The organism is Clostridium sp. CM027, from assembly GCF_024730565.1.
Lineage (GTDB): Bacteria > Bacillota > Clostridia > Clostridiales > Clostridiaceae > Clostridium_AD > Clostridium_AD estertheticum_B.
On the sequence record NZ_CP077725.1, the window covers coordinates 1399745 to 1412523 of the forward strand.

The window sequence follows — 12779 nt, forward strand, 5'->3', positions numbered from 1 at the left end:
ATATTTCACTCATTCTTTTTACTAATTCAGTTGCCATTTGCTTTTCTTGTTCACTAAAACCTTTAAATGATATTTTTAACTATTTAATTTCTTCATCCATTATAAATTCATATAATTTAGTTGAAAGTTCAACTTATTTATTTGCCATTTTAATCTTTCCTTTTAATAATATTGAGTTAAATACATTAAATTTTATTTTCCATTTTTATCATCTGCACTTTTCTTTTCCAGTTCAGCAGTTCCTGTTTTACTTGCTAGAGATTTTCCGCTAATTTAATACATAGGCAAACTTACTTTAATTGTTATTTTCAGTTGTGCTAAAAGAATCAAATATAATTTTAGAAGCTTGAGCAATCAGTTTATCATCGTATTTAGCCTCTTTTTTATCGTGAGTTGACAATATTGCAATAATTATAGGTTTTTTGTTTGGTGGCATTACTATGGCAATATCATTTCTTGTTCCGTAAGAACCAGCTCCACTTTTGTCAGCAACTACCCAGCCATCTGGTGCTCCTGCACGAATTAGTGTATTACCTATTGCATTTCCTGTCATCCAATCAATAAGAATTTTTTTCTTATCGTCTATTAATATATCTCCAGTTGTGTATGCTTGCAAATCAGTTGCCAATTGTCGTGGTGTGCTAGTGTCCCTAATATCTTCAGGTATGGCTTCGTTTAGATCTGGTTCTATACGTGTAGGTTGCGTAACGTTATCCCCTAATTGATTAAGTGCTGATTTAAAACCATTAGGTCCACCTATATGATCAAATAAAAGGTTTACAGCTGTATTATCACTAAACCGTAATGCTGCATTGCAAATTTCTTCAATGGTCATGCCTTTATCAATGTTATCTTTTGTAATTGGAGCATAAGAAAGAACATCTTCTTTGTTATATTTAACTACTTGTTTAAGCTGCTCTAATGAATCTTGTTTTAAAACAGCACCAGCGGCTAAAGCTTTGAATGTAGAACAGTAAGCAAACCTATCATCAGCACGATATACGACTTCTTTATTCGTCTCTGTATCAAAAGCATATACACCAAGTTTAACAGCATAATCACTTTCAAGTTGTGAAAATGACGAATTATATTGTGTGTCAGACTTCGTGTTTACAGGTGGCTGAGTTGCTACCTTTCCACAGCTAGTAAGAGAAAAGATCATAAGCGGCATAAATATAGCAATTTTAAACTTATTTACCTTGAATTTTGAATTTACTAATTTTTTCATATAAATTCTCCTTTGTTATTTAATCAATCTGTTAAGTTATTTTTTCATAACATTACCTAAATCTCTTAATATCTGTAATGTTATTTCCTTGGCCTTTACGCCCGTAGCACCATTTCTTCCTTCAATATTTGTCGCGAAAAAATACATATCATTATTTTCTTCTATATATCCTACAAACCAACCATTAACTTCTTTATTATTTTCAACACCTGAACCGGTCTTGCCATATATTACTCTTTCCCCATCTTCCATTATTTTTATTGAATTTTTTACTATGTCTATATTTTTCTTGGAAAAAGGCAATTCATAATTATACATTTTTTTTAGCATTTCCACCTGTTCTATAGGTGAAATTTTTAAAGAAGCTTGAAGCCAGTAATCAGCTTGTAGAGAATAAATATCCTTGTTACCATAATCCATCTTATCTATATAGTACTTCAATTTATTTTTGCCTATTTTTCTATCTACTTCTTCAAAATACCAATTTACAGAATATTTCATTGCAGAAAATAATGTATTATCTTGATTCCACTCCCTATAAGGATATTTACTCCCATCCCATTTGAAAAGTTCTTTCTCATCTTTAATAACACCTGTTTCTAACCCTATCAAAGCTTCTACTATTTTATAGGTTGAGCAAGGTGATACTCTTTTTTCACTTTTCTCTTTGTTATAAACTATATAGTCTCCTTTATTAACATCAAACAATACAAAGCTTCCTTCAAAGCCTTTATAAAATCTGCTTAAATCTTTATGATCACTATTTTTTTCTAATATTTTTTTATCCTTTACTATAGCATTTCCTTGTGTACTACCTAAAAACATACATGTTAAAATAATAAAAACAACTGTTTTAGTCAAAACTATGCCTTTTGAATCTTTCTTAAATCCAGCTATCATCTTTATTCTATTTCTTGCATTCTTTTTGTTTTTTATAATACCAAGCGTTAAAATATTATTTCTATTATAAGCAATTAGCTCTAGAAGTTTAATAATAGTAAGGCCATAGCCTTTTATCTCTTCCTCATTTATTTTTGAAAGAACATGTCCATCACAAGCTATTTCCATATCTTTTTTCATAAGATAAAAACCATAATATATAATAGGATTAAACCAATAAATTAATTGTAGTAGACTTATTAACAAACTTACAGCCATGTCCTTTCTCTTGTAATGAGCTAGTTCATGTAGCAATATATATCTCATCTCATCCTGTGTAATTTTCTCTTCTATTCCATCAGGAATAAGAATATAGGGGTTTATAAATCCAAAAAGTGCTGGACATCTATCACCATCTATTCTTACAATGTTTATGCTACGATTTATATTTAGATCTTTTTTACAGCCTCCCAATAAAACCTTAATATTTTCATCATAAATTTGTGGTCTATCTTTTATTCCTGCCCTAAGCTTAATATTGGTTATAACAATTAAGGCAAAGCCTATAAGAAAAACTATTAACCACAGAATATAAAATATTGAATAATCTCTATTTATAGAAATAGCATAGTCCTTCGTTGAATCCATTAACATAGATAATTCTTTATGTGAATTATTTGAAACTGTTACATTGGTAATATTCATGCTTTTGTGTGCAATGTTTGAAAAAAAGCTTATAATTCTATCTATACTTACTGGGATTTGAGGAAAATAAGGAATTAGTAATTTTAAAATTAGTATAAACCAAATATAATAATTCCATTTTGCCCCCAATTTCTTATTAAATAAAATTTTAATTAACAATATGCCAAATATCACTATGCTACTAGTAATGGAAGAATAAATTAAATGAGAAAAAAACTTAGATATTAACATAATAAATTTACCTATCTTTCTTGCAATCAAGAATTTGTTTAAGGTCTTCTATATCTTCTGTTGATAAATTTTCATCCTCTATAAAATTTAAAAGCATTTCTTTAAAGCCCCCATTATATATCCTATCAAGAAAGGAGTTACGTTCAATTTTTACACATTGTTCTTCAGTAAAAATAGGGTAATATTTGTATATTCGTCCTTCCTTTTCATAGGAAATAATATTTTTATTTAGTAACCTGTTAATCAACGTTTTTACAGTCTTAGGTTTCCAACTAACATCACCACTTAATTTTTCTATTACATTATTTGCTGTCACTGGAGCATCAGACCATATAATCTTCATAACCTTCCACTCAGTTTCAGCAATTCTTGGTATTTCTTTCATTCTTCTTAACTCCCCTCATAATTTATATTAATACAACTATATATATTTATTAGAAACTTATTAGAGTTCCTTCTAAAATACATCCTCTATTATTTAACAGGATGAAATTTTTCAAATACTTTTCTTACCATTGGCACTACATAATGGCTTCCACCTCTTTCTTTTACATCCTCAGCCATAGCTATTACAAGAAGATCAGGACTATCCGTATTAACTGCCGCAAACCAGCCTAATTCTGTACCATTAACATCATCTTGAGAAAGCTTTATTTCTGCAGTTCCAGTCTTTCCTGCTAAGCTTAGTCCTTTAATATATGCTTGATGTCCAGTACCTCTAGGATTTTCAACAACCTGAGTTAAATCCTTTAAAATTGTGCTTGCCACCTCTTCTGAAAAAACATTAGACTTCCACATTTCTGACTTTGCAGTTCCATTATATTTAATATATGGTTTTATCATACTGCCCTTATTAACAAAGGAACTATAAATAGCTGCTAAATGAAGAGGATTTATCAATACTTCACCTTGTCCATATCCACTATCTGCTAGCTGAACTTCACCTTTTATATCTCCATCTGCATCAAATTGAGATTTAGACAATCCATATTCAAAAGGAATTTTTTCACCTAAGCCAAATTCCTTTAACTCTGCTTGAAGCGTATCCTTGCCGATATCTAATGCTGCCTGTGCAAAATATATGTTGTCCGAATGAATAAAAGCATTTCTTAGATCTGATGGTTGTCCATAATCTACAACTCTTGTAACAAAATAATTCCCAAAGCTTTTATCCTTCTGCCATCTAAGTCCTGAAATATTCTTAGAAATTTCTGCATCAATCTTCTTTGTTTTAACCCCTATGGCAGCAATTACTGGCTTAAAAACTGATCCAGGACATAAATTGCTTTGAAATCTGTTATACAAAGGCTTTTTCTCATCTTCATTTAAACTTTTCCATAAATCTTGCGACATTCCCATGACAAAATTATTAGGATCATATGAAGGGGTACTAACAAGAGCGAGTACTTCACCAGTTTTAGGATTCATTGCTACTGAAGTTCCTGCATCTTTACTTAATTCATCATAAAGAAGACTCTGCATATCAGCATCTATGGTTAACTTTAAATCTTCACCATTTTGTACTGCTTTACTAATTAAAGACTTTTTCTTTTTATTATTTTTATCTACTACATATATTTCATATCCATTTTTTCCTCTAAGTGTTTTTTCATATATTTTCTCCAAACCAGTTTTCCCAATTATATCATCCTTTCTATAGCCTTCCCCCTTATTTTTTTCAATTTCCTCCGCACTTATTGCTTGAATATATCCTATTAGATGTGCAGCTTTTTCCTTTAACGGATATACTCTTGCTTTCTTCTCATTTACCATTACTCCTGGTATTTCTAATAGCACACTTATTTTTTCTGTTTCATCCTCAGATATTGTTTTTATAGGAATAAGCATGTCTGGTTTTACATATGTAGCTGACAGCTTTTTATTAATATCTTCTAGGGAGACTTGTAGTATTTTTGAAACATTTCCCTTTGATTTAGCTGCATCATTACCAAGCTTTTCTGGTATAATATCTATTTCAGCTACTGTACCATCCAGTGCCAAGGATTTATCATTTTTATCCTTTATTTCACCTCTTTTAGCATACAAGGTAGCTACACGTATCTTATCTTCATTCTCAAGTTCAGGGAAAATCATCTTGCTGCTCCATAGAATTTTCCATGTTTTATTCTTGCTATCTTTAATTAATTCACCAGTATTATCAAAAGTTAATTTACCTGCTATCGTATCCATTATAACCTCAAACTTAACACTCTCTATGCTTGAATCATATTTCTTTTTTTCTGAATCCTTAATTTTAACATCAATTTCTTTTAATTCGATTCCACTATAAATATTTTTATAACGCTGAACAAAATCTGCTTCACTAATCTTTTTTCTACTTTCCGCATCAATCATATTGTACATTAATGCAAAATCTTTTTTCTTCCATGAATTCACATAACTATCAAAATATTTATTCGCTGAAATGGTTTTAGTTTTATTCCACCATAGGAAATATATACCTGATACTAGCGTAACTATCACTAAAATAACTAAGACTAATTTTTTACATCTATAAAACCTACCATTCAAAAATTTGTTTTTCATTTAATAAATACCTCTCCTTTAATATTGTACTTAATTCAATATAACTTTTACTTTCTTTCTATAGATTACAGTAGTAATCTATAGAAAGATTACTACTGTAATCCATAAATGTCAACTGTTTTTTTATACCTGGACATAGAGACACAACATACTTCCGACATCCTCTTTCAATTACAACAAAAACCGCACTAGATCTCTCCAATACGTTAATATGTATTCGTGGGTTTCATTGGCGGTGGCGAAACTCCGCTCCCCATATTGGGGTAGTGGCAGCAAATAAAACGTTATACAGACTCAAAACATTTACTTTGAATTATTTACCTTAGGGATAGTAACCGCGAAACGCGGATTTTATAAGTTAAGACATATATTACTAAAATAACGATAACTTCAGGGGGAATATTAAATATACTCGTGTTATTTTAATATTTTTCTCAAAGATCTTAAATTAGCTAATATATATTTTTTATTACCTTTTTAGTTAACATTATCAATACTATACTTCTACTTTAACTAACTTGTTTTGAGCAAAAAAATAATATAAGTACATTTCAAATAAACATTTGTTCTTTATTCCGTTTTTCTGCTTTTTCTAACAATCCTTCTCTCACTGCTTTTTTCTATATTTACTGATAGTAGAAACAGTTATGCCTAATGTTTTGAAATTTACGGAAGAGATTTTCCATATTTTGCTAATCTAGTTACTTTTTGAGTAGCATACTTGAGATTTAGCCTTACATGTAATTTATCTTCTTTATGTATGCCTAATTTCTTTTTAAAGTTAAATATAGCAGCTAAGCCTTCTTTGGATAAAGTCGAAATGAATGCATCATAAATATGAATGGGCTGCAATTCCCCTATAGATCTAAGCCCTTGTGATTCAAGAGAACAAAGGAACTGCGTACAGTATACTCGTCGTACATTTATAGTTGATTCTTTGTTTCCATGCTTTCGCATAAAGGACAGATAATCATTCAGATAGGAACGTAAAACAGCAGGATATATCAACCCTTTCGAAGAATGCATACGAACATAGGGTTTTTCATCTAAGATATCATTTAAACGATTAATGATTGTCTTTACATAATTGTACCAGCTTGATGACGGATTATTCTGTTGCCTCCACTCTTCAATAAAATGCGAACATATCTCTAAATATGTGTGAATCGAACACACCCAACCTGGTCTTAGCAGGTCAACACAGTTTTGAAGACTGTTTAAATGCTTATCTATAACAAATTTTATTATAATATAAAGCACTCAAAAGTTAGTGTTTTGAGTGCTTTAACGTCTTTTTACATTGTTTTGATACCAGTATGAAATAGTATGGAAATATATGCAGCGTTGTCAAAATGCAGTCAAGAGAGATACCTTAGCAATGCAATCAAATTATATTTTACGAAGAAAAACTGCCAAAATATATATAAATAGTTATCCTCACTGGCTTTCGCCAAACTGTCGCTTTGCTCCCTTTTTTTAGTTTGCTGTCCAGACCCCTTAGGCGGTAACTGAAAGTTACCGCCTTGATAATTTTAAAATACCTAAAAAAAGGCTGAGTTTTACATAAAAGTAAACTCAGCCTTTTCTTATATTGTTTTAAAAAAACATATATTTATGATACTTCTTTTAAATCGGGGATAATCTCTCCACGGATTTCTGCAGCAGTATGTATTTTATAATTTTTAAACATAATAGACCCTACGTAACCACTGAAAATACTAACTATAATACAACCTAAGGCTGCTATTAGCACTTTAGAAGCTGGATTATATGCAAACATTACTGCGAACCCTGCTATAGGGGTTGCTGTTCCTGGAGAATTATTTACAAGTCCCATTAATGCAATTATTACTCCACATAAAGAACCACCTATAAAATTAGTTACATAAATTGGTATGGGATTTGCTGTGGTTATATCAGCTTGTGTTAGAGGTTCTATAGCTACTGCAATTGTATCTTTTTTACTTCCAAATTTCATTCTTGTAAATAATACGAAATTCATAAATGATGAACCAAATACTGCTAATGCGCCTATAGCCATAGGTGCACCGGTAAGCCCAAGCATTGCGGTTAAAGCCATTGAACTAAGAGGTGCAGTGGCAACAACGGTTATTGTTCCTCCAAGTACTATACCCATTATTATTGGACTAGAACTTGACGCAGAAGTTAAAATTCTACCAATATTTAATAGTGTGCCATCTACTACAGGAGTCATACAGTTTCCTATAAATCTAGTTAATGGAGCTGCAAAAACAATTATAACTATTAAGTCTAAGCCTCCTGGTAATTTCTTTTCTAGATATTTAACTACAAATGACATAAGGTATCCAGCTATAAATCCGGGTAAGATACCAATACCAGAACAAGATAGCCCAATCAATACTGCATATATTGGTGAAACTCCAAGAGCTAGAGGTACAAGTATTGCAGCGGCTACTCCTCCTAAACTACCATTAGATAAACCAACTTCTTTCAAAAAATTTAATTTTAATACATCACCAAAAAATGCAGACTGAAAAGCTTCAACTAGAAAGCTTGCACAGGCAGCACTTGCTAGTGCACCCATCGCTTTCATTCCTTCAGGTGCTTTGCAACTAAAAAGTGTAAATAAAGCTAATACTAATAATAAAAGACCAGTTCCTATTAAAATGTTCATTGTTTTTTTCTCCTTATAATTCCAAATTTATTTTTTTGAAAACACCTTATCTTTAAGTGCTAGACCAGTTTTAGTAACAGCAAGGCCACCAAGAGCTGTTTCTCTTAAGGAAGCTGGTAATTCTATGCCGATTTTATACATTGCAGATAATGTATCATCAAATGGTATTTTTGAAGAAACACCAGCCATAACTAAATCAGCGGTAGAAAGTGCACTAATTGCACCAGCTACATTCCTTTTTGCACAAGGAATTTCAACTAGCCCTGCAACTGGATCACAAACAAGTCCTAATACATTTTTAAATACGATGGCACCAGCATTTAAGCTCATCTCTGGTGTTCCTCCCATCATTTCCACAACTGCAGCTGAGGCCATGGCAGCTGCAGAACCACACTCTGACTGACAACCACCTTCTGCACCTGCAAAGGTTGCATTCATTCCAATAATCATACCAACTGCAGAAGCTGCAAATAATCCTTCAATCATTTCATCAGTACTTTTTCCAAGCTTTTCACCAGCAGTTAATATTACGGCTGGAAGTATCCCACAGGATCCAGCTGTTGGACACGCTACTATTTTACCCATAGAACCATTAACTTCTGAAGAAGATAACGCCATAGCCATAGCTTTTACAGCAGTGTCTCCTAAAAGTGATTTACCAGATTCTAAATATTTTTGCAGTTTATAAGCATCTCCACCTATAAGACCACTTAATGAATAAACTTCTTTTTCTCTTCCAGAAGTAGCACCTTGTCTCATTACATCAAGGATTTCTTTCATATGCAGAAATAATTCTTCTCGTGAAGTATCCTTTTGTTCACTTTCAAGATTTATTGCATATTCACTTAATTTTATATTTTCTGTTTTACATATTTCGATAAGTTCACTAGCTGACTTCGCTATCATTATGCTTCCTCCTTGTTTCTGGATTAATAACTATTACTTTGTTTATTCCAGTAATTTTTTTTATATTTTTTACTAAAGAATCGCTAATAGTACTATCTACTTCAAAAGTCATAGTTGCAGATTTTCCTTTTTCGCCTCTAACAAGTTTTAAAAAAGCAATATTAATTTTATCCTCATAAATAAGGTCTGACACTTTTGCTACTGTTCCTGGGATATCATCATGACAAGTGATAATAGTAGGATATAAACCGGTTATAAGAACACTATTTCCGTTTATTTCATTTATTTCTACATTACCGCCACCAATAGACGAACCCATTATTTCAAAATAATCATTATTAACATCTGTTATTAACAATTTAACTGTATTTGGATGTACTTGTCCAAGATCATACTCAATAAATTTTATTTTTAAGCCTTTACTTTCAGCAATTGAAATAGAATTTCTAAGATCATCATCACTTGGTTCCATTCCAAGTATGCCAGCGACTAGCGCTCTATCAGTTCCATGACCTTTGTAAGTTTTACCAAAGGACCCATGAAGTAAGAATGTAACCTCTTTTATATCAGCTCCAACAATAGTTTTTGCTATTTTACCAAGTCTAGCAGCACCCGCTGTATGAGAAGATGATGGACCGACCATTATAGGACCTATAATATCAAAAACACCAAAATTTTTCATGTTAGGTGTTCCTCCTTTCGTCAATATAATACAATTTTTTTTACATTTTTAATGTTAAACGATTTCAATTTAAAAGTCAAGAAAACTTGATTATTAATTAATAAGGGAGCTGAAAGAAAATAACAAGTCAAAGATTATGTGAATGTTTTGTGCCAGGCAAAGAACATTCATATTTACATAGCTAGGCTATGTAAATGTTGTGGTGATGAGCGTAGTGCAAAATATGGCGGAATATGACTTGTTATTTTTTTTGAAGCTCCCTTATAAAAATTATTTGCATATAACTGTCTATACTTGTCTATATTTGTTTATTAAAAAACATTAAAATAACTTATACCTTTGTGGAATTTAGAACATATTTTACTTTCTGTACCAATTATATAAATGTTATTTAAACACACATAGCAAAAGAGCATACGAATTGTATGCTCTTTTGCTATGTTCTTTCCGTTGCTATTCTATTTTTTTAACCTATTTATCTCACTTTTTTCTATATTAATTTCGTAGCTAAACATCTATTCGTTACCCCTTTTATTGAACTATCTATATCAAACCATACTGCTAATAATTCTATATTTATGCCTTTAAATTTATCTAATATTCTAAGGTGACTTGTGTTTTTTATTTCTACCAGAGAGCCACTTATAATTCTACTTACATGTGGTTATTTTATACGTACTCTCACGTACTCTCACGTTCTACCAAACATGAAAAAGGAAGCTGTAAAAAAGCTTAATCAGATTTTCGAAAATCAATCTAAAACTTTTGTTCTCAAAGCCAAAATAAAACGCGGCTCAGATAACATAAAAATATGTATCTAAGCCGCGGTCTGCCTATTTAATTGGCGGGAATATGTGTGAATCGAACACACCCAACCTGGTCTTAGCAGGTCAACACAGTTTTGAAGACTGGCAGGCACACCAGCACCTATCTACTCCCATAAAAATTTAACTCTAGTACCATTTTATCACAGATACTCACACTATGATATCTTTTGTAAAATTAAATTTTATTTCACCTGCTATAAAAGTACCCTACTATCTCCCACACGTTTAGTGAATTTTATTCCATCTAAATGTTCTAGTAAAATAAGTCCATATTTTCTATTAGTATTCATCATGTCTTTAAACTGTGCAATAGTAATACTTTCATTTTCATCAATATATTTTTTAACCTTATCTTTTACTTCTTTATAATAGTCATTTAATAAGTAGCATTCTGTGTTTATTTTAAAGAGTATTTCTTCATCAAGTAGTAGTTCAAATACCATAGTAAAAATCTTTTTATCCTTTGAAGTCTCGAGCAACTCCTCATATTTGGGTGGGATATAATGTGCATCTTCAAAGACTTTTATTATTGTGTTTCTTTCTGATTGTTGCTCTTTGGTAAGTACTATTTCATAGCCATATTCACCTATAAACTTGCTTTTAAGATTAATTACTTTTTTTTGCTCAAGCCCAAATAGCAAATCATCATAGGTCTTCTGTTTTATATTTTTTCCAAATACTTTTATTTTAATTTCTTCCTTTGAGATTCCAAGCTTGAGCGGATTAATTTTATGATAATCCGAAGTAAGCTTTAAAAGAGTATTTACCTTTTTATTTAAATAGTTTATATGAATATAAACTGGAGAATCTCCACCTTTAAGCTTTAGTAGCTTTTGATTTAAAACTAAAATATTAAGCTTTTCCTGAACATCTCCTTCATTTTTACCTAGTGATTTCAATATATCAGAAATCCTTGGAAATTCTGAGCTTAATTTTTCTACAGTTTTTTCAATAATACTCTCAGAGTGCCCACTTTCTTTTATTTTAAGATCTTCTATGTAGTCATCATGAAACCTCTTAGCCTTTGGCGCTGAGGGCTCTATTATCGAGCCTCCACCAATCGTATACATTGGTGAATAATTTCTAATTACAAATCTATCATTTCTTTGAGCTGTAAGAGGCTTTTCAAGCCTAAGCTGTACATACGCTTCCTCTCCAGGATTTATTTCCTCAAGGTCAAGTATTACTACTCTGCAAATAATTTCACTTGTTCCATGGTACAATCTTACCCTTTGTCTATTTACAAGAGGTTTTGAATTGCTCAATAAATAGTAACTCTTACAATCTACCATAAGAGATGGCTCCATTACGCTTTCTATTGAAATAACATCTCCTCTTTCGATATCTTTTGTTTTAACATTTGCAAGATTTATTGCACACCTTTGACCTGCCTCTGCAATTTTAACTGGATTGTCATGCACTTGAATTCCTCTTATTTTGGACATTAATTTTGAGGGGTACATCATAACTGTTTGCCCTTCTTCAATTTTACCGCTAATAACAGTACCAGTTACAACAGTTCCAAAACCACTCACCGAAAACACCCTATCAACAGGAAGCCTAAAATGCCCTGTTATATCTTTTGAACGTACCTCCTGCGTCATCGTATCTATCTCACATGCAAGTTCCGATATTCCTTGCCTAGTTTTAGATGATACGCAATGGACTTGTGCATTCTCTAGGAAACTGTCTTTAAATTGCTCCTTAACGTCATCTTTTACCATTGAAAGCCATTCTTCTTCCACCATGTCAATTTTAGTAAGCACAATAATTCCTTTTTTTACATCAAGTAGTTGAAGTATTTCAAAATGCTCTTTTGTCTGAGGCATAATACCCTCATCAGCAGCAATTACCATTAAAACTATATCAATAGAACTTACACCCGCCAGCATATTTTTAATAAATTTCTCATGACCAGGAACATCTATTATTCCTGCTCTTCTTCCGGAGGGTAGATCAAAACAGGCAAATCCTAAATTTATTGATATTCCTCTGTCTTTTTCTTCCTTTAAGGTATCAGTTTCTCTACCTGTAAGTGCTTTTACAAGTGATGTTTTACCATGATCTATATGCCCCGCTGTACCAATTATAATATGTTTCATAGTTATCACCACCCCA

At 31.6% G+C, this 12779-nt stretch carries 9 protein-coding genes and 2 tRNA genes; all 11 read right to left on the reverse strand.

From position 1 onward, the window contains the following. Positions 1–295 precede the first annotated feature (295 nt). The 11 genes from bla to selB all read right to left on the reverse strand — a co-directional run bounded on the left by bla (position 296) and on the right by selB (position 12763). On the reverse strand, positions 296–1228 hold the full coding sequence (gene bla / locus KTC92_RS06730) for a class A beta-lactamase (RefSeq protein ID WP_258280722.1): 933 nt from the start codon (positions 1226–1228) through the stop codon (positions 296–298). A gap of 36 nt (positions 1229–1264) precedes the next feature. Next, positions 1265–3043: a BlaR1 family beta-lactam sensor/signal transducer gene (locus KTC92_RS06735; RefSeq protein WP_258280723.1), complete on the reverse strand. Its 1779-nt coding sequence runs from the start codon at positions 3041–3043 to the stop codon at positions 1265–1267. Positions 3044–3050: 7 nt separating this feature from the next. Beyond that, on the reverse strand, positions 3051–3428 hold the full coding sequence (locus KTC92_RS06740) for a BlaI/MecI/CopY family transcriptional regulator (protein WP_216303803.1): 378 nt from the start codon (positions 3426–3428) through the stop codon (positions 3051–3053). Positions 3429–3517: 89 nt separating this feature from the next. After that, entirely contained in the window at positions 3518–5590 is a 2073-nt protein-coding gene (locus KTC92_RS06745; RefSeq protein WP_220286622.1) for a penicillin-binding transpeptidase domain-containing protein, read from the reverse strand. 666 nt (positions 5591–6256) lie between these two features. Beyond that, positions 6257–6547, reverse strand: coding sequence for a hypothetical protein (locus tag KTC92_RS06750; protein ID WP_220286621.1), 291 nt, complete (start codon positions 6545–6547; stop codon positions 6257–6259). A 195-nt stretch (positions 6548–6742) separates the two neighbouring features. Beyond that, positions 6743–6819: transfer RNA gene (locus KTC92_RS06755), tRNA-OTHER, on the reverse strand. Between the two features lie 383 nt (positions 6820–7202). Next, positions 7203–8246, reverse strand: a complete 1044-nt coding sequence (locus KTC92_RS06760) for a PTS sugar transporter subunit IIC (RefSeq protein WP_216303800.1) — start codon at positions 8244–8246, stop codon at positions 7203–7205. Positions 8247–8273: 27 nt separating this feature from the next. Continuing rightward, positions 8274–9152, reverse strand: coding sequence for an L-serine ammonia-lyase, iron-sulfur-dependent, subunit alpha (sdaAA, locus tag KTC92_RS06765; RefSeq protein WP_216303799.1), 879 nt, complete (start codon positions 9150–9152; stop codon positions 8274–8276). Further along, positions 9133–9834 (reverse strand): L-serine ammonia-lyase, iron-sulfur-dependent subunit beta, encoded by a 702-nt coding sequence (gene sdaAB, locus KTC92_RS06770; RefSeq protein ID WP_216303798.1) that lies wholly within the window; start codon positions 9832–9834, stop codon positions 9133–9135. The genes sdaAA and sdaAB overlap by 20 nt, the downstream gene beginning before the upstream one ends. Positions 9835–10676: 842 nt before the next feature. Next, positions 10677–10773, reverse strand: a tRNA-Sec gene (locus tag KTC92_RS06775). Positions 10774–10855: 82 nt separating this feature from the next. Further along, the gene (selB, locus tag KTC92_RS06780; protein ID WP_220286620.1) at positions 10856–12763 is read right to left on the reverse strand and encodes a selenocysteine-specific translation elongation factor; all 1908 of its coding nucleotides are present in this window, start codon (positions 12761–12763) and stop codon (positions 10856–10858) included. Positions 12764–12779: the final 16 nt, after the last annotated feature.